The sequence below is a fragment of the Sphingomicrobium arenosum genome, assembly GCF_026157085.1.
Lineage (GTDB): Bacteria > Pseudomonadota > Alphaproteobacteria > Sphingomonadales > Sphingomonadaceae > Sphingomicrobium > Sphingomicrobium arenosum.
Map to the genome: position 1 here is coordinate 338584 of NZ_JANPVN010000001.1, position 17663 is coordinate 356246.

Annotated in this window: 15 protein-coding genes; 6 read left to right on the forward strand and 9 right to left on the reverse strand. The window is 66.1% G+C overall.

The window, feature by feature from the left end; genetic code table 11:
• Positions 1-58 precede the first annotated feature (58 nt).
• Both NUW51_RS01520 and NUW51_RS01525 read right to left on the reverse strand, forming a co-directional pair.
• On the reverse strand, positions 59-2635 hold the full coding sequence (locus NUW51_RS01520; RefSeq protein ID WP_265562093.1) for a DUF3857 domain-containing protein: 2577 nt from the start codon (positions 2633-2635) through the stop codon (positions 59-61).
• 149 nt (positions 2636-2784) lie between these two features.
• Positions 2785-4551 (reverse strand): ABC transporter transmembrane domain-containing protein, encoded by a 1767-nt coding sequence (locus tag NUW51_RS01525; RefSeq protein WP_265562095.1) that lies wholly within the window; start codon positions 4549-4551, stop codon positions 2785-2787.
• 141 nt (positions 4552-4692) lie between these two features.
• On the opposite strand from NUW51_RS01525, the gene NUW51_RS01530 reads away from it, so the two are divergent.
• Both NUW51_RS01530 and NUW51_RS01535 read left to right on the forward strand, forming a co-directional pair.
• On the forward strand, positions 4693-5922 hold the full coding sequence (locus tag NUW51_RS01530) for a polyhydroxyalkanoate depolymerase (RefSeq protein ID WP_265562097.1): 1230 nt from the start codon (positions 4693-4695) through the stop codon (positions 5920-5922).
• Positions 5923-5993: 71 nt separating this feature from the next.
• A complete protein-coding gene (locus NUW51_RS01535; RefSeq protein WP_265562098.1) occupies positions 5994-6869 on the forward strand; it encodes an energy transducer TonB in 876 nt (291 codons plus the stop codon).
• A 63-nt stretch (positions 6870-6932) separates the two neighbouring features.
• Here the strand turns inward: NUW51_RS01535 and NUW51_RS01540 are convergent, their stop codons facing one another.
• Positions 6933-7949 (reverse strand): alpha/beta fold hydrolase, encoded by a 1017-nt coding sequence (locus NUW51_RS01540; protein ID WP_265562100.1) that lies wholly within the window; start codon positions 7947-7949, stop codon positions 6933-6935.
• Positions 7949-8680 (reverse strand): sterol desaturase family protein, encoded by a 732-nt coding sequence (locus tag NUW51_RS01545; protein ID WP_265562102.1) that lies wholly within the window; start codon positions 8678-8680, stop codon positions 7949-7951. The genes NUW51_RS01540 and NUW51_RS01545 overlap by 1 nt, the downstream gene beginning before the upstream one ends.
• A gap of 149 nt (positions 8681-8829) precedes the next feature.
• Between NUW51_RS01545 and NUW51_RS01550 the strand changes: the two genes are divergently transcribed.
• The gene (locus tag NUW51_RS01550) at positions 8830-9495 is read left to right on the forward strand and encodes a TetR/AcrR family transcriptional regulator (RefSeq protein ID WP_265562104.1); all 666 of its coding nucleotides are present in this window, start codon (positions 8830-8832) and stop codon (positions 9493-9495) included.
• A gap of 6 nt (positions 9496-9501) precedes the next feature.
• Here the strand turns inward: NUW51_RS01550 and NUW51_RS01555 are convergent, their stop codons facing one another.
• The 3 genes from NUW51_RS01555 to NUW51_RS01565 all read right to left on the reverse strand — a co-directional run bounded on the left by NUW51_RS01555 (position 9502) and on the right by NUW51_RS01565 (position 12659).
• The gene (locus tag NUW51_RS01555; RefSeq protein WP_265562106.1) at positions 9502-10470 is read right to left on the reverse strand and encodes an alpha/beta hydrolase; all 969 of its coding nucleotides are present in this window, start codon (positions 10468-10470) and stop codon (positions 9502-9504) included.
• A gap of 66 nt (positions 10471-10536) precedes the next feature.
• On the reverse strand, positions 10537-11871 hold the full coding sequence (locus tag NUW51_RS01560; protein WP_265562108.1) for an MFS transporter: 1335 nt from the start codon (positions 11869-11871) through the stop codon (positions 10537-10539).
• Between the two features lie 83 nt (positions 11872-11954).
• A complete protein-coding gene (locus NUW51_RS01565) occupies positions 11955-12659 on the reverse strand; it encodes a DUF4126 domain-containing protein (RefSeq protein WP_322597071.1) in 705 nt (234 codons plus the stop codon).
• 60 nt (positions 12660-12719) lie between these two features.
• Here NUW51_RS01565 and NUW51_RS01570 point away from each other — a divergent pair, with 60 nt between their 5' ends.
• The 3 genes from NUW51_RS01570 to NUW51_RS01580 all read left to right on the forward strand — a co-directional run bounded on the left by NUW51_RS01570 (position 12720) and on the right by NUW51_RS01580 (position 15688).
• Entirely contained in the window at positions 12720-13529 is an 810-nt protein-coding gene (locus NUW51_RS01570) for a head GIN domain-containing protein (RefSeq protein WP_265562110.1), read from the forward strand.
• A gap of 64 nt (positions 13530-13593) precedes the next feature.
• Entirely contained in the window at positions 13594-14868 is a 1275-nt protein-coding gene (locus tag NUW51_RS01575) for a metal-dependent hydrolase family protein (RefSeq protein WP_265562112.1), read from the forward strand.
• A 97-nt stretch (positions 14869-14965) separates the two neighbouring features.
• Entirely contained in the window at positions 14966-15688 is a 723-nt protein-coding gene (locus tag NUW51_RS01580) for a head GIN domain-containing protein (RefSeq protein ID WP_265562114.1), read from the forward strand.
• 325 nt (positions 15689-16013) lie between these two features.
• Here NUW51_RS01580 and NUW51_RS01585 read toward each other — a convergent pair whose 3' ends face one another.
• A complete protein-coding gene (locus tag NUW51_RS01585) occupies positions 16014-17195 on the reverse strand; it encodes an acetyl-CoA C-acyltransferase (RefSeq protein ID WP_265562117.1) in 1182 nt (393 codons plus the stop codon).
• A gap of 11 nt (positions 17196-17206) precedes the next feature.
• Entirely contained in the window at positions 17207-17662 is a 456-nt protein-coding gene (locus NUW51_RS01590) for a MaoC family dehydratase (RefSeq protein ID WP_265562119.1), read from the reverse strand.
• Position 17663 lies beyond the last annotated feature (1 nt).

Genomic DNA, 17663 nt, shown 5'->3' on the forward strand with positions numbered 1-17663 from the left:
AGGGCGACCGCATCGCGCGGCCGCCCCTCCATGTTTCAAGGTCGCTGGCCTCGCCCGATCAGTGGGCGCCGCCGCTGGTGCCCGAGGCGTCTGGGCGACGGGCCATGCGCGTCTCGACCTCGGGCGAGAGGTCGAGGTCGAGCTTGTAGCTGGCGAACATGGCATCGACGCGGGGCATGCGGTGCAGCGCAGTGTCGAAGTCGCCGAGCGCTTCGCCCGAGCGACCGAGCATCGACAGAGCGAGGGCGCGGCCGTAGAGCGAATAGGCCGCTTCATGCTCCTCGTCGAACAGCTCCATCGCGGCTTCGTAATCGGCGATGGCGCCGTCGTAATCGTGCTGGCGCAACCGGAGCAGCGCACGCGATTCCAGCGTACTTCCCGTGCGGCCTAGCTCTACCGCCTTGTCGCATTCGCTGACAGCGCGATCGAGCGCGAGGCCCGACACCGCCTTGTCCCAGCACAATAGGTCATAGTCGTGAGCGTCGCGTGCCTCGGCGACGAGGCGGTCGAACAGTTCGGCCGCGCGGGCCTTGTCGCCGGTGCGATGGAGCGCGAGCGCCGCCTGATGCCGGAAGCGGTCGATGAGGACGTCGTCGCGTTCCTCGCCGGGGGCCAGCTCGCGCGTGTCTAGCCATTCGGCATGGTCGAGCAAGGGGTCGATCTCGTCGGGCGTGACGTTCCACGCCGCGTAGATGATGTTACCGGTGTCGCGATTGAGGCGCTCGGCCTCGTCTCGGGTCGAGATGACCTCGTCATAATCCAGCTTGTCGGTGGTGGTGTACCAATGGGTGGTGACGACCACCTTGTCCTCCATGTGCTCGACTTCCCGTTCATAGACGCGTCCGTTGAGCTCGTAGCGCGCCTCGCCGACCATCACGCGCACGATGTCGGGATTCTCCTCGGGTAGGAGGATGGTGACCTCCTGGAGCTCATATTGCGGGTGTCTCATTCTGAAGGGAGCATCGCGATTGAAGTCACCTTGGCTCGCCGTGCGCGGCTCGGCTTGCCAGAACGAGGGGTTCTTGGCCGCTTCGAGCCAAAGTTCGGACAGGGCGGGACGCTCGGTCTGGATGTCGAAGCGTATCGCGAGCGTGCCGGCCTCTTCGTCGAATTGACGTCCGCCGAGCACGGCGGTGCCACCGGCGGCGGTGAAGACGTGATCTGCCTCGAAGCCTTCGGCGACCTTTTTCTCGAACTCGTCGCGACTGCGTTCCCAGTTGCGCTCGATAGTAGTGGCGAGCGAGCCGTGGAAGATGACGTCCATCTCGATGTCGGCCGGGGCGAGGAGTCCATCGCGATAATCGATGGTCATGGAGACATGTTCGGTCGGCACCTGTGCGGGCGGCTGGACGACGCGGATGAGCTCGGCATTTTCGATGAGCGGGAGGGCATAGTCGACGCCCGGGACCTGGAGGTGCGCGAGGCGCAGGTCGCCGGTGCGGGTGCCGTCGAGCCAATAATGCTTGCCATCGATCTCGGCGCGCAGAAGGACATGGTTGAAGTGGGCGAGCATGGGCAGGCCTTCGCCGATGGAATCATCGCCGCCCGCATTGACGAGCATCGGCACTGAGGAAACGCCGAGCCGGTTGAGCATCGCCCAGAGGAGGACGGTGTTGCCCTTACAGTCGCCATAGCGGCGCTTCCAGGTGGTCTCGGCATCCACGGGGACGAAGCCGCCGACGCCCAGCGCCATGTTGACGTAGCGCACCCGGTCCTCGACCAGCGCGAGCGCCATTTCGGCGCGGCGCACGGGATCGTCGGTGGCCGCGGCGATGGCGTCGACTTCGGCCTCGAGGCGCGAGCCGGGCTCGATCACAGCGGTGTCGATGAAATGCTGGCGCAGGCTGTCGGCAACCCCGGCCCAGTCTTCGAAATCGCTGACTTCGACGAGGCGGTGGGTGGTATAGCGGTTGCTCGCCCATTCGGGCGGGGTCAGGTCGTCGAGCTCGCCATAGGACCATTCGAAGACGGTGGTATCGCCGTCGCGGCGGCGGTCGTAATCGGGGCTGTGCGGCCAAGCCTTGATCGCGACATCGCGGTCGGCGGGGACGGTCAGGCGCAGGTGGCGGCGACCGTGGACGCCGGCGTCGCGGAAGCCGTAGAGGTCGCTGGCATGACCGCCATGGACGTCGTGGCGCGAGACGATCGAGATCTCATATTCGATGGTGTCACCGACTTCGACGCCTTCGGGTTGGAGCAGCGCGGTGAGACGGCCGTTCAAGGTGGCCTTCTCCAGTTCGCGTTCGCGGCGCATCAGGGTGAAGTCCTGTCCGTCCTCGAGGAGATCGACGGTGGTGCCGTCGGCGCGGGTTTGAATGACCTTGTGGACGAGCAGTTCCTCGGTCTCGGGATCCCATTCCATGGTCAGCGTGGCCGCCGACAGGCCGTCCGAATTGCCGATGCGGAAGGCGCGGCGCAGGTAGCGGTGACGATAATCGTCGAAATAGCGCACCTGTTCGTCGTCGAGGAGCAGCTGGACGCTGTCGGGCTGATTCTGGTCGACCGGCTCGGCGACATCGCGGGCGACGACCCAGTCGGGCGCGACCTCGAATTGGGGCGCCTCCCTGGCAGCACTGGCGGGCGCATGGATGGCAGGCACGATGGCAAGGGCCGCGGTGGCCGTCAGGTAACGCATGAACTTCATATCCCCCCAAGGATCTCGTTTGTTTACAAGGATCAGCTTAGCGGGGTCGGGCTTAAAAAGCCGTAGCGCCGATGTCACAGACGCGTATATTTTCGACGAACGGTCGAAGGGGCCCGAACTTCAGCCCCGAGCCGCGGCGATCAGGCCGCGACGGTGTCGAACTGGAGCTTGGCGAGGCGGGCGTAGAGGCCGCCCCTAGCGATCAGGCTGTCGTGGGTGCCTTCTTCGACGATGGCCCCTTCGTCCATGACGAGGATGCGGTCCGCGGCGCGCACGGTGGCGAGGCGGTGGGCGATGACGATGGTGGTGCGGGTACCCATCAGCGCATCGAGCGCGGCCTGGACGCGTGCTTCGCTCTCGGCGTCAAGCGCGCTGGTGGCCTCGTCGAGGAGGAGCAGCGGGGCGTCCTTGCGAAGGAGCGCGCGGGCGATGGCGAGGCGCTGGCGCTGGCCGCCCGAGAGGCGCGCGCCGCCTTCGCCGAGATAGGTGTCGAGGCCGTCCGGCAGGGCGCGGAGGAAATCCTCGGCATGAGCGGCGCGGGCGGCTTCCCATATGTCCTCGTCGGACGCGTCCCAGCGGCCGTAGCGCAGATTGTCGCGCGCGCTGGCCGCGAAGATCATCACTTCCTGCGGGACCATGGCGATGCGGCTGCGCATTGCCTCGGGATCGAGGGTGGAAATGTCGGCGCCGTCGAACAGGACGCGGCCGGCATCGGGGTCGTAGAAGCGCTGGGCTAGCTGGAAGATGGTGGTCTTGCCCGCGCCCGAGGGGCCGACCAGCGCGACCAGTTCGTCGGGCGCGATGTCGATCGAAATGGCGTCGAGCGCGGCGGTCTCGGGACGAGTGGGGTAGCGGAAAGTGACGTCCTCGAAGGTGAGGCGGCCGCGCGCGGGTTCGGGCAGCGGGGCGGGATTTACGGGCGCGGTGATGACGGGTTCGACCTGCATGAGGTCGTTGAGGCGTTCGCTGGCCCCGGCGGCGCGCAGGAGCTGACCATAGACTTCGGAGAGGGCACCGAAGGCCCCGGCGAGAAGGCCGCCGTAGAGGACGAAGGCGGCGATGGTGCCGCCGGTCATGGTGCCCGCGCGCACGTCGAGCGCGCCCTGCCAGATGATCCAGATGATCGCGGCGAAGAACATGGTGATCGAGATGCCGGTGAGCAGCGCGCGCAGGAGGATGCGGCGGCGCGCGACCGAGAAAACGCTTTCGGTCGCATCGGCGAAGCGAGCGGTCTCGCGCGCCTGCTGGCCGAAGGCGAGGACGATCTTCATGGCGCCGAACACTTCGGAGGAGACGGTGCCGACGTCGGCGAGCCGGTCTTGGCTGGTCTTGGAGATGGCGCGCACGCGGCGACCGAGGATCATGATGGGCACGAGGATGACCGGGATGACGAGGAGGAGCATGCCGGCGAGTTTGGGCGAGAGCACGAGGATGATGCCCGCGCAGGCGATTCCCATGACGAGGTTGCGCAGCGCGACCGAGATGGTGACGCCGACGGTCTGTTCGATGATCGCGGTATCGACGGTGATGCGGCTGGTGATCTCGGCGGGGCGGTTTTCCTCGAAGAAGCTGGGCGACAGGCGCATGAGGTTCCTGTGCACCGCGAGGCGGATGTCGGCGACGACACGCTCGCCCAGCCAGCTGACGAAGTAGAAGCGCACCGCGGTGGCGAGCGCCATGACCACGACGAGGATGAGGAGGTACTGGAACCAGCGCGCGATATCGCCCTCGGAAGAAAAGCCGCGGTCGATGATCAGCTTGAAGGCATAGGGGATGCCCGCAGTGGCACCCGCCGACAGCAGGAGCGCCAGCGCGGCGGCGCCGATCTGCAAGGGATAGCGGGTGGCGGTATTCCACACCATGCGCAGGTTGGAGATCGGTTTCTTGGGGGGCGGGTCGGCTTTCATCTCGGGCCCAGCGCCTAGCAGCGAGGGGCGAGGCTTCCAAGAGGCGGCGCGCGATTTTTGCGCCGCACAATTTAAGCCTTCACATCGGCACAAAGCGCGCTAGGCTGCGTTTCGAACCCAGACCCAATTTCAGGAAACTCAATGCTTTACGACGCCTATGAGGTGCAGCGCACGCTGATGGCCGGAGCCAGCAAACTGGCCGGGCTCGGGGCCGGTTGGCTCAGCAATCCCAGCAATCCCTTCGGTTATGGCTCGATGGGGCCGGTGATGGCGGCGGGGCTGGACGTCTTCGCCCATGCCGCAGCGCCACGCGGCAAGCCCGAATTCGGGCTGCACGAGGCGCTGGTCGAGGGCAAGGCGGTGAGCGTCGATGAAGATGTGCTGGTGCGCAAGCCGTTCGGTAATTTGCTGCACTTCCACAAAAAGGGTGTCGAGGGGCAGGAGCCGCTGATGATCGTCGCGCCCATGTCGGGCCATTATGCGACGCTGCTGCGCGGCACGGTCGAGCGGATGCTGCCGGGGCATGAGGTGTATATCACCGACTGGGCCGATGCGAAGCTGGTGCCGCTGTCCGACGGACATTTCGACCTCGACAGCTATATCGATTATCTGATCGATTTTTGCGCCGCGATCCTCGAGGAGACAGGCAAGCGGCCGCATCTCTTGGCGGTGTGCCAGCCCTCGGTGCCGGCCTATGCGGCGACCGCGATCATGAACCGCGACGACCATCCGGCGCGCCCGAAATCGCTGACGATGATGGGTGGGCCGATCGACACGCGGCAGAGCCCCGGCGCGGTCAACACACTGGCGACCCAGCGCCCGCATGCCTGGTTCCAGCAGAATGCGATCGCGACCGTGCCCTATCTCTATCCGGGCGCGGGGCGGAAGGTCTATCCGGGCTTCCTCCAGCTGGCAGGGTTCATGACGATGAACCTTGGCGATCACCTCACCAGCCACTGGGAGATGTTCAAGCATCTCGTCGTGGGGGACGAGGAAAGCGCCGACAAGACACGCGAATTCTACGAGGAATATCGCTCCGTCGCCGACATGACGGCGGAATTCTATCTCCAGACGGTCGATGTCGTGTTCCAGCGCCACCTGCTGCCCGAGGGCGAGTTCACCCATAAGGGCGAGGTGGTGGACCTGGGCGCGATCCATGACACGGCGCTGCTGGCGATCGAGGGCGAGCGCGACGATATTTCGGGCATCGGCCAGACCAAGGCGGCGCTTACCCTCGCGACCGGGCTCGATGAGGCGAAGAAGCAATATCTTCTTGCCAAGGACGTCGGCCATTACGGCATCTTCAACGGCGGCAAGTGGCGCGAGCGCATCGCGCCGGTGGTCGAGGAATTCATCTCCGCCAACGCCTGAGCGGATAGCGGCGACTTGTCGGAAAAGGCGATCGGTGCTTAGCTGCGAGGGGTAGCTTTGGGGGAATATAGATGTTGCGTATGTTGATCGGAGCGGCCGCCTTGGTCGCTGCTTCCACGCCTGCCGCGGCGCAGGTTCACCAGCCGTCGACCCGTTGGCAGGTCGATTTCGGGCAGACCGGCTGCATCGCCTTGCGCAAGTTCGGCGAGGGGGCGGGGAGTTTTCACCTCGTGGTGAAGCCCAATCTCATCGGCGATCGGTTCGAACTGGCGCTGGTCGAGGATGGTTGGCGCGGGGACACGCAGTCGCGCAGCGGCAAGGTCTGGTTCGACGGTGTCGAGCAGGAAATGCCCGCCCTGCGCTATGCCGATCGCGAGAATGACCGCGTCGTGACGAGCTGGTTCGCCGATGATCTTTCCGACCTCTCGGGGGTCGAGCGGCTCGACGTGCAGTTCGCCGGGCAGCGGCAGGGCCTGGCGCTGACGCAGACGGAGAATGTGGTCGAGGCGCTGGAGAATTGCCGGGTCGAACTTGGCAATTATTACAATTTTCGCGAGGGCGCGCTGAAGGAGGGCCCCAAGGGGGGCAGCAATATCCTCCATGCGCGCAATTATCCGAAATATCTGATGCTCGACGAGGAAGAGGCGATCGTTCGCGCGATGCTGCTTCTCGACGAGGAAGGCGCGGTGGTCGACTGCTCGCTCTTGAGTTTCGCGGGCGATGCGATTTTCCTCGCGCAGAGCTGCGGGATCATCCGCGAGACGGCGCAGTTCGAGCCCGCCATCGGACAGGATGGCAAGCCGGCCCGCTCGGTGCATGTCACGTCCAAAATCCATTGGCATATCGTGGGCAAGCGCAACGATGCGCTGGTCGAGGAATTCGAGCTGCGCGATGCAGCGCTGTTCGGCCGCGACGACAGCGACGAGGCAGTGACGACGAACCTCTGATCGACCTGAAAAGAAAAAGGGCCGCCCCCATCGGGAGCGGCCCTTTTTTCATGCGGATCGCGGTCAGCGGCGGGACAGCGCCTCGCGGAGCTGCGGGCCGAGCGTCTCGGGCTGCGTCAGGACGAAACCGTGGTGGCCGTCGACCATGACGAGCTCGGCATCGGGATAAGCAGCGGTGAGCGCCGCGACATGGTCGGGGCCGAACATGGTGTCGCCGGTCGACGAGATGATGGTGACATCTGCCTCGACCGCATCGGCGTGACGCGCGACCTCGACCCCGTCCAGCTGCCACAACATGATCTTGAGGACCGCCGAGGGCATGGCCTGGACCTCGCGGTAGTAGAAGCCGTCATAGTCGGGATCGAGCGGGTTGGACGGCACGCCGTCGTCCCAGCTGGTGATGATGGCGTTCTTTTCTCCCTCGTCCTCGGGCAGCGTCATGACGACATCATACATGTCCTGCGCGCCGCCGGGGGAGATGGGATCGATCGCGGTCGAGCCGAACAGGAGGATGTGACCGATCCGCGTTGGCGCCCGCGCGGCCATTTCCTGCGCCACGAAGGAGCCAAGCGAATGGCCCGCGACCGCGCTATGCTCGATGCCGAGATGATCGAGCAGGAGCAGCGCGTCCTCGGCATAATTGCTGATCGTGTAGCAGCAATCGGGCTTGGCGCTGGCGCCGTGGCCGCGCTGGTCGGGAACGATCAGCCGGTGGTCGGTGACATAGGGCAGGAGCGGGGTGAAGGCTCGGCTGGAATGAGTGTAGCCGTGGAGCCAGAGCAGCGGCGGCCCATCGGGATTCCCGGCCTCGACATAAGCGATGCGCTGGCCGTTGGGCAGGGTGGCGACCTGCTTGCGTGCGGCCCAGCCGGCCTGGTCGACCCGCGCCGGTGCATCGGTGGGAAGAGCGATGGCGGGAGGAGCAGCGATGGCCGGGGCGATGGTGGCCGGGTCCTCGGCCCCCGCCGCGATGGCGGCGGGGGAGAGGGGGGCGGCGACCGCGCTGTCGGACAGCGTCGCGCCAAGGGTGGTGAGACTGGCGGCGAGCGCGGCGAGGAAGGGGAGGAGGCGCTGGTTCATCAGGCGACCTTCCGGAAAGTGAGCAGCTTGCCCACTTCGTTGGACGCGCCGTCGTAGAAGCCCACTTCGCCCTCGAAGGTCTCGGGATTGTGGAAGGTCCCGAAGATCATGTCGAACAGCGGGATGTCGCCATAGTTGCGGCCATGGACGCCGCGCTCGTGATGCGCCGAATGGCTTTCGGGGCGAGTGACGATATAGCCGAGCCAGCGCGGAGTCTTGAGATTGGAGTGCTGGAACATGCCGCAGAAGGTCGCCGCGACCGCGATCCAGAAGCCCGCTTCGCCCGACACCCCGAAGCCGCCGACCAAGGCAAGGCTGCCGACCAGCGCCCAGCCGAGCATGTCGAGAGGGTGGAAGATGAAAGCCGACCAGATATCGATGCGCTCGGCGCTATGGTGCATCTGGTGGAAGAAGCGCCACAGCGTGTCGTTCGAATGCATGGTGCGGTGCCAGGCGTAGATGAAGGCCTGGAGGACGAGGAAGCCACCGAGGATCTGGGCCCAGAAGGGCAGCGTGGAGGCGTCGAGCAGGCTGTGCTCGCCGATCCAGGCATCCCACATGAGGGGCGAATAGGTGGCGACGGCGAAATAGAGCGCGGTGAAGGCGAGGCCCTTCAGTCGCCAGCCCTTCATCGCCGGGAAGGCCCGGCCGCGGCCGAGCGAGAGAATTTCGAGGATCGCGAAGGCGGCGAACAGGCCGTAGGCGATCAGGTGGTAGTTGCTGAACATCATGCTTGCCCTTTTGAATTTCTTCGATGGGCTATCTTCCAGTAAAACCCCACTCTCGCTCTAGCAGGTCCGTAGTGCATTTTTAACATAGGCTGTCATTTTCCCGATATTCCCCTAGGATCGCGGCCGGGTGCAACGTGAGGATGGACGCGATGGCCGATCGACTGGTCGAGAAAACTGGACCTGCGGTAAAGTTGGCGGAAAAGCAGGCTTCCAAGGGCGAGCGCACGCGCAGCCGGATCATGGACATCGCCTATGAATCGATCGTCCAGAAAGGTTTCGCCGCGACCTCGATCGAGGAACTGGTCGAGGCGGCGGGGATCACAAAGTCGGGATTCTTCTATCATTTCAAGGACAAGAACGACCTCGCGCGGCACCTGTTCGACCGCTTCCTCAGCGAGGACGAGGAGATCGTCGCGACCCTCGAGGAACGTGCGCGGGGGCTGGCCGACGACCCGCTGCAGAGCTTCCTCATCTTCCTCAACCTCTATGCGCAATTGATGGACGAGATGGAGGAATTTCATCCCGGCTGCATGGTCGCCTCGGTGGCCTATCAGGAGCAATTGTTCGACAGCGCGCTGAAGGAAATGAACGTCGAATATCTGCTGCGCATGCGTGAACGGTTCGAGCGCTGGCTGGGCGAGATCAGGCAGCGCCACGAACCGCGTGGCAGCGTCGAGGCGGCGGATCTCGCCGACATGCTGACGGGCACCGTCGAGGGCGCGATCATCTTGTCACGCAGCCTGCGCGACGATCGGCTGATGGGGCGGCAGATGCGGCTCTACCGCGAGCATATCAAGCTGCTGTTCGGCGCCTAAGCCCTGCTATTCGGGCTTGGTCGGCCAGCTCGAGCCGATGGCGGCAGCTTCGTCGGCGAAGAGATGTTTGAGGCCGTCCATCACCACGCGCGGGGCGGCGGTATAATGGTCCTCGCCCTCGTAGAATTTGGTGCGCAGGGTGAGGCCTTCATAGTCGCGGATCGCGAGACGGTTGCCGAACTCCGCCGTGCCGGAGACGATGCCGGCGACCGCGAGGAACCATTCATCGGCCTCTTCGCTGCCCACGCCCATGTAGATGTTGGCCGGAAGCGGCTGGCCCGTGGCGGCGAATTCTTCCTCCATTTCGAGCACCGCGCCGCCATTGGCGGCGATGAACGGGCTGCCGAGGATATAGTCGTCGAAGCTGCCGGGGCGGGCGAGCATGGCATAGGCGCCGAACATGCCGCCGGCCGAATGGCCCTGAAAGAGGTGACGATCGGCGCAGCGCAATTCGGCGCACAGCGCGGGGCGGGCCTGGTCGACGAGAAAGTCGAGATATTTGTCCGCGAGCTGGGGCATTTCGGGCAAGGGCGCGATGCTGGCCCAGACTTTGCCGTTGAGGCCGTCGGGCAGGAAGGTGCCGCCGACGGGGGGCGAGAAATCCATATAGCGGCGCTGCACTCCCGCGATGCCCTCCTCCTCGGCGCTGCCGACGCCGATGATGATGACCTCGGGCATGTGATTGCCCGACACGAGGATGTCGACAATGCCGGTGACCATGCTGGTCATGATCGCATTGTCCATGACCCAGAGGACGGGATAGGCCTTGTCGGGCTGCGCGGCATAGCTGGCGGGCAGGACGATCTGCACGGTGTGCTGGTAGGGCATGCCCTCGGCCTGCATGAGGCGCGGTTCGACGCGCTGCATGGCCGAGCGGGCGTCGGGGATGAGCGCGAGCTGGGGATTGGCGGTGGCTACTGCGGGGGCGGCGGTCGCCACGGCGAGGAGCGCGGCGGCGGACAAGGCAAAACGCATCGGGAAAATGTCTTTCTTCACAGGCAAAATTAGACCGTCCATTGGTGGTTTAGGGCGGCAATACAGTCAATCATGCTTCGACGAACGGTTGGCAAGGCCCCAGAAGGCGGCGAGGCCGGCGATCGCCGCAGTGATCGCCATGATGATCGAGGCGCGGTGGAAACCCTCGAACAGCGCCGGGCCGGTCAAGGACAGGACGCCCCCCAGCAAGGCGACGGCGACGAGGTTCCCGGTGCGGCTGACGGCGTTGTTGAGACCCGAGGCGGTGCCGGTGAACTTGTCGGCCACCGCGGTCATGACGGTCGAGGTCAGCGGCGCGACGGTGATCGCCATGCCGAGGCTGATGACGAGGAGACTGGGAAGGACGGTGGTCCAATAGTCGGTGCCCTCGTCGATGCGCAGGCCCAGCAGGAAGCCCGCGGCAACGACCAGCGGACCGAGCGTGAGCGGGAAGCGCGCGCCGATGCGCTCGGCAAGACCGCCCATCAGCGGGCTGCCCAATCCGATGAGAAGCGGGAAGGGCATGATGGCGAGACCGGCCTGTGTCGGGCTGTAGCCCGCGCTGTCGATGAGGAGATAGGGCAGGAGGAGGAGCATGCCGCCGAGCGCTGCATAGAGGAGGAATGTCAGCAGGTTGAGCGCGACGACGGCGCGCGCGCCGAACAGGCGAAGCGGCATCATGGCCGTGTCGCCGACGCGATGTTCGATCGCGAGAAAGAGGCCGAGGACGGCAAGGCCCGCAGTGCCGGAGAGAATGACGGTGCGGTCGAACATGCCGTCCAACGACCAGCTGGTCAGCGCGAAGGCGATCAGGCCGAGGCCGAGGGTCGCGGTGAGCGCGCCCTTGTAATCGGTGCGGCCGCGGGCGTCGGGGACGACTTCCTCGACCTTGGCGAGGGCGATGGCGATCGCCGCGAGGGCGATGGGCAGCGGGACCCAGAATATGAGGCGCCAGCCGAGATTGTCGACGATCGCGCCGCCGCCCAGCGGGGCGAGCGCGCCCGCAATGGCCCCGGCGGCGGCCCAGATGCCGACGGCGCGCCCGCGCGCCTCGCCCGAATAGGCGCCGTTGAGAAGCGACAAGCTGTTGGGGAGGAGCAGCGCGGCGCCGATGCCCTGAACGGCGCGTCCGGCGGTGATGGTGGCGAACAAGGGGAAGAGTGCGCTGAGGAGGCCGCCAGCAAAGAAGAGCGCGACCCCGATGACGAGGAGGCGGCGACGGCCGTGGTGATCGCCGAGCGTGCCGCCGAGCAGCAGGAGCGCGGCAACCGGAAGGTTGAAGGCGTTGACCATCCATTGCAGCTGCGCGGGACTGGCGCCGAGGTCGGCGCGAATGGCCGGCAGCGCGACGTTGATGAGCGAGCCGTTGACGAAGGCGAGGCTGGAGGCGAGCACCGCCATGACGAGCGTCCAGCGCGGACAGGACTGTTGGCCGCCCGCGTCGGCAGAGGCGCCCGGGCGGCATTCGCTGGGCGCTTGCGTGCTCAGGAGGGCGCCTTGCGGTCGGTGCCGAACAGCCTCGACAGCGCGCGGCGGGCTGCGAAGATCAGCCACAAGGTTGCGGCGACGAGCAGCACGGCAATGATGAGCGCGGCGACGGGGTTGAGGATGGAGAGCGCGAGGAGGCCGCCGGTGGCGACATCCTCGGCGGTGGAGGCGACGACATTGCTGACGGGTTCGGGGCTCATGTTGATGGCGGCGCGGGCGCTGGCCTTGCCCGCATGGGCGGCAAAGGCGGCGCCGCCGCCCAAGAGGAAGGCGGCGACCTGGAAGGCGGGATCGCCGGCATCGACGATGGCGAGGCTGAGGAGCGCGCCGCCCAGAGGGCGCAGGAGCGAGTGGATCGAGTCCCAAGCGCTGTCGACCCAGGCGATCTTGTCGGCGAAGAATTCGGCGAAGGTGCCGCCCGCGGCGATGGCGAGCACCCAATTGTCGGCAAGCACCTGCAGTCCCTCGAGATGGTCGGGCAGAGGTACCCAGCCGAACTTCATCCCCAGTCCGGTGATGAAGGTGACGAGATAGAGCCGCCAGCCCGCGAGCAGGCTGGTCGAGGCGGCGAGCGCGATCAGTTCGGGGGCATCCATGAAGGGATGAACGGCACAGGGGGCGCGGGGGTTGCGTACGGTGGCGGGGCAGGCACCCCTCGACCAACGGCTGGCAGGCTTCGACTGGCGGCATGGTGTCGCCACGCGCTCTCGATTACCCGTGTAATCGTGAGGGTAGGGAATCGACCGACAAGGAGAGCGGTGATGTTGAAGGCGATGATGATCGGCGTGGCGCTGGGCGCGCTGTCGATGCCGGGCGTGGCGCAGGCGCATGAGCGTTGTGTCAGCAATTGGGGTGGCGAGCATAAGGCGAATGCCGTTTACGGATCGGGCGTGGAGGCGAGCGAGCTTCGTCGGCTCGAACGTTTTTCCAGCATCGAGGCGGGCGGGATCTTCGAATTGGAGATCGTCGCGGGCCAGCCGCAGCGTGTCGAGGTCAGTGCCGACGACAATCTCCTGTCGCGGATCGAGACGCGGGTGGTGGGCGACCGGCTGGTGCTAGACCTGGCCGATCGGACCCAGAGCTGTGGCCCGATCAGGGTACGGATCGCGGTGGAGCATCTCGAAGGGCTCGACCTGTCGGGCGCGGCCGAGGCCAGCGCCAGCGGGATAAGCGGGCGCGATTTCGAGCTCGAGATGAGCGGGGCGAGCGAGCTCGACTTCGACGGCGCGGTCGGGCGGCTGGAGGCCGACATGTCGGGCGCGGCGGAACTGCGGGCACGCGGCAGCGCGGCCCAGCTCGAGCTGGAGAATAGCGGCGCGAGCAAGGTGACGCTGCTCGGATTTTCGAGCGATGAGGTGGAGCTTCGCGCCAGCGGCGCTGCGCATGTCGACCTCGGCGGGCTGCGCCCGACGCGGGTCGAGGCGCGCGTTTCGGGTGCTTCCGACGTCAATCTCGGTCGCCCGCGCGAGGCGGCGATGTCGGCGAGCGGCGTCTCGAGCATCAGCTATTCGGGCAACCCGCGCATCACGCGGCGCTCGACCTCGGGTCAGGCCTCGATCGGCCAGCGCTAGAGGCGACTTGCCAAAGCGGGCGCGCGGGGGCAGCATCTCTCTCGACAAACGGGGAGAAATTCACATGAAAAGCTGTCTTTTCGCGCTCGCGGCGAGCCTGGTCGCGGCATCGCCTGCCGCCGCCGACACGATCCTTGCGGGCAATCTTATCGCCGATGCGGGCGAGGGGGCGATGGGCCCCGCGACGATCATCGTCCATGACGGGCGCATCGTCTCGGTGACGCCGGGGCTGGATGGCGAACGGCACGGCGAGGTCATCGACTGGTCGGACAAGACGGTGATGCCCGGGCTCATCGATATGCACACGCATCTGTCCTACGAGCCGTCGGGCGATTATTGGCAGCAGGCGACCGTGCCCGACGAGTGGCGCACGATCATCGGGGTGAAGAATGCGCGGCTGACGCTGGCGGCGGGCTTCACCACGGTGCGCAATGTCGGGTCGGGCGAGCATGACGTGCATGCGCTGCGCGATGCGACCGCGGCGGGCCTGGTCGCGGGGCCGCGCATCGTCTCGGGCGGGCCGAGCATGGCGATCATCGGCGGCCATGCCGACGTCAACGGTTTCCTGCCCGAAGTGAACGCGCTGCTCGACAAGGGCTATACCTGTACCGGCGCGGTCGAATGTGCCGCCAAGGTGCGGCTCAAGAGCCAGAATGGCGCCGACCTCATCAAGATCACCGCGACGGGCGGGGTCTTGTCGCAGCAGGGACGCGGGCTCGAAGCGCACTTCACCAGCGAGGAAATGACCTCGATCGTCGAGACGGCCGATATCCTCGGCCTGAAGGTGGCGGCGCATGCGCATGGCGCGCGCGGCATCGAGAGCGCGGCGCGCGCGGGGGTCTCGACGATCGAGCATGGCACCTATCTCGACCGCGAGGCGGCGCGGGCGATGCGCGAGAATGGCACCGCGCTGGTCCCGACGCTGATGGCCTTCAAGGGCATCGAGGAAGGGCTGGCGGCCAACATGTACACACCGATCGTCGTGCCCAAGGTGCGCCAGACGCTGGAAGTCGTCGGCGACAATGTGCGCATGGCGCTGGCCGAGGATGTGGCGGTCGTCTTCGGCACCGACAGCGGGGTCTTTCCGCATGGCCGCAATGGCGAGGAATTCGCGATGCTGGTCGAGGCGGGGATGACCCCGCGCGATGCGCTGGTGTCGGCGACGAGCCGGGCGGCGGAGTGGCTCGGGATGGAAGGCGAGATCGGGCGCATCGCGCCGGGGATGAGCGCCGACATGATCGCCTTCGACGGCGACCCCTATGCCGACGTCACCGTGCTCGAGGAAGTGGACGCGGTGATTGAACGCGGGCGCCTCCATGAGGGGAATGCCGCCGACTAGGGGGCCACGCGACCAACGGGCGGCAGCGTTCGACCAACGGCATGGACGGCTCCTCCTCTATTGATTACACCTGTAGTCAACAAGAGGGAGAGCCACGATGTTGGTCAATGTGTTGAAGGCTGGCCTTGCCAGCGCCGCTTTGTTCGCGGGCACCGCGATGATGTTCAACCCCGCGCCCGCGAGCGCGCAGGACGGTTGGACGCGTGTCCAGAGCGTCGTTTATGGCGGCGGCCGGATGGTGACTGGCTCGGGTAATGTGGTCAGTGACGACCGCGCCGTGTCGCGCGCCGTCCGTCGCATCGTCATCGAGGATGCGAGCGACCTGACGCTGCGCCAGGGAGCGCCCGAACTGGTCGTGCAGACCGACGACAATATCATCGACATGATCCATAGCGACGTGGAGGGCGAGACGCTGACCATCCGCAGCCGCGGCAGCTATCGCACGAAGAGCGGGGTGAAGGCGTTTCTGACGCTGCCCGATCTCGACAAGGCCGAAGTGCACGGGTCGGGTAATATCCGCATCATCGACTGGCAGGGTGAGCGGCTGACGCTGCAGGTGAACGGGTCGGGCGATATCGACCTCAAGGGTCGGGTCGCTACGGTCGAGGCCAATGTCCATGGCTCGGGCGATGTGGACCTGCGCCAGGCGCGTATCGGGCGGGTCGATGCCGAGGTGGCGGGATCGGGCGATATCCGCACCGGCGCCCCGCGCCAGGTGAGCGCGGTCGTGCATGGCTCGGGCGACATCCATATCGATGGCAATCCCGAGCGCCTCCATACGCGGGTGCACGGGACGGGCGAGATCCACGGCGCCCATTGACGAGGTTGGTGCGTGCTGCCCGGCCTGTCGCGGGACGGGGTGTGCGACCGACGTGGAGAGAGAGGGGGAGCGGCCGAGCGAGGGTCGCTCCCCCTTTTTTGTTATCTCGTCGCCCCAGCGGAGGCTGGGGCCCACGTCTCTGCGAATCTTCTCGATGGCATGGATCCCAGCCTTCGCTGGGATGACGAATGAGGATCACGGCGGCTGCGGGGTCGGGGCGGCCCGACCCCGTCAGACGGTTTCGCTTCGCAACCCGCTGGCCGCTTGACGCATCTCTCGACAGAAGCACGGCGACGCTTCGCGTCGGCGCGCTTCTGCTAGGTACTTACAAGACTTCGAACAGCCCCGCCGCGCCCATGCCGCCGCCCACGCACATGGTGACGACGACATATTTGGCGCCGCGGCGCTTGCCTTCGATGAGGGCGTGGCCGGTGCAGCGCGCGCCGGTCATGCCATAAGGGTGGCCAATCGAGATCGAGCCGCCGTTGACGTTGAGGATATCGTTATCGATGCCGAGCTTGTCGCGGCAGTAGAGTACCTGCACCGCGAAGGCCTCGTTCAGCTCCCACAGGCCGATCTCGTCCATCTTGACGCCGGTCTGCTGGAGCAGCTTGGGGATGGCGTAGACGGGACCGATACCCATTTCATCGGGCTCGGTGCCCGCGACCGCCATGCCGACATAACGGCCGAGCGGGGTGAGGCCGCGCTTGGCGGCTTCGCCCGCTTCCATGACGATGCAGGCCGAGGAGCCGTCGGACAGCTGCGAGGCGTTGCCCGCGGTGATGTGGGTGCCCGGGCCAAGCACCGGCTGGAGCTGCTGGAGGCCTTCCAGCGTGGTGCCGGGGCGGTTGCCCTCGTCCTTCTCGACAGTGATTTCCTGCGTCGAAATCTTGCCCGTTTCCTTGTCCTTCACGCCCATGGTGACGGTGACGGGGACGATTTCGTCGTCGAACTTGCCGGCGTCCTGCGCCGCGGCGGTGCGCTGCTGCGACTGGAGGGCATATTCGTCCATCGCATCGCGCGAAATGCCGTAGCGCTGGGCGACCGTCTCGGCGGTCTGGAGCATGGGCATGTAGGTCGCGGGGTGCATCTTGACGAGCTCGGGGTCCATGGCGACGCGCATCTCGGGCGTCTGGACCATCGAGACGCTGTCCTGCCCGCCCGCGGCGACGATCTGCATGTTGTCGGTGATGACCTGCTTGGCCGCCGTCGCGATCGACATGAGGCCCGAGGAGCATTGGCGATCGATGGTCATGCCCGAGACGGAGACGGGGCAGCCGGCGCGAAGGGCGACCTGGCGGCCGATATTGCCGAACTGGGTGCCCTGCGTGAGGACCGCGCCCCAGACGACATCGTCGATCTCGCCGGCCTCGATCTTGGCGCGTTCGATGGCGGGGGCGAGGCTGTAGCTACCCAGCGTGGCACCGTGGGTCATGTTGAACGCGCCCTTGTAGGCGCGGCCGATGGGGGTACGGGCGGTCGAGACGATGACGGCATCGCGGGACATGAAATTCTCTCCTAGGTGACGATGAGGCCGAGCCAGTCGGCGATAAGGGCGGGCTTGTCTTCGCCGTCCACTTCGACGGTGACATTGTAATGCATGAGGAGCTGGCCGGGGGCCTTTTCGGTCATGTCCGATAGAACGAACCGGCCGCGCACTTTTTTCCCTGCAGCGACGGGTTTCAAAAAGCGGACTTTGTCGAGACCGTAATTGACCGCCATTTTCGTGGTGGCGGGGACGAGCATGACGTCGGCGCCCATGCGGCTGAGGAGCGACAGGCTCAAAAAGCCGTGGGCGATGGTGCCGCCGAAGGGGGTCTGCGCCGCGAGTTCGGGATCGGTGTGGATGAACTGCCGATCCTCGGTCGCCTCGGCGAAGTCGGTGATGCGCTGTTGCGGCACCTCGATCCAGTCGGACGTGCCGATCTCGGTGCCGATGGCGGCACGGATGTCTTCGATGGATGCGACGGGCATG

Coding starts and splice junctions, on each gene's coding strand:
- NUW51_RS01520 (WP_265562093.1), bottom strand. CDS start 2,635: ATGCGTTACCTGACGGCCACCGCGGCCCTTGCCATCGTGCCTGCCATC.
- NUW51_RS01525 (WP_265562095.1), bottom strand. CDS start 4,551: ATGAAAGCCGACCCGCCCCCCAAGAAACCGATCTCCAACCTGCGCATG.
- NUW51_RS01530 (WP_265562097.1), top strand. CDS start 4,693: ATGCTTTACGACGCCTATGAGGTGCAGCGCACGCTGATGGCCGGAGCC.
- NUW51_RS01535 (WP_265562098.1), top strand. CDS start 5,994: ATGTTGCGTATGTTGATCGGAGCGGCCGCCTTGGTCGCTGCTTCCACG.
- NUW51_RS01540 (WP_265562100.1), bottom strand. CDS start 7,949: ATGAACCAGCGCCTCCTCCCCTTCCTCGCCGCGCTCGCCGCCAGTCTC.
- NUW51_RS01545 (WP_265562102.1), bottom strand. CDS start 8,680: ATGATGTTCAGCAACTACCACCTGATCGCCTACGGCCTGTTCGCCGCC.
- NUW51_RS01550 (WP_265562104.1), top strand. CDS start 8,830: ATGGCCGATCGACTGGTCGAGAAAACTGGACCTGCGGTAAAGTTGGCG.
- NUW51_RS01555 (WP_265562106.1), bottom strand. CDS start 10,470: ATGCGTTTTGCCTTGTCCGCCGCCGCGCTCCTCGCCGTGGCGACCGCC.
- NUW51_RS01560 (WP_265562108.1), bottom strand. CDS start 11,871: ATGGCGGTGCTCGCCTCCAGCCTCGCCTTCGTCAACGGCTCGCTCATC.
- NUW51_RS01570 (WP_265562110.1), top strand. CDS start 12,720: ATGTTGAAGGCGATGATGATCGGCGTGGCGCTGGGCGCGCTGTCGATG.
- NUW51_RS01575 (WP_265562112.1), top strand. CDS start 13,594: ATGAAAAGCTGTCTTTTCGCGCTCGCGGCGAGCCTGGTCGCGGCATCG.
- NUW51_RS01580 (WP_265562114.1), top strand. CDS start 14,966: ATGTTGGTCAATGTGTTGAAGGCTGGCCTTGCCAGCGCCGCTTTGTTC.
- NUW51_RS01585 (WP_265562117.1), bottom strand. CDS start 17,195: ATGTCCCGCGATGCCGTCATCGTCTCGACCGCCCGTACCCCCATCGGC.
- NUW51_RS01590 (WP_265562119.1), bottom strand. CDS start 17,662: ATGCCCGTCGCATCCATCGAAGACATCCGTGCCGCCATCGGCACCGAG.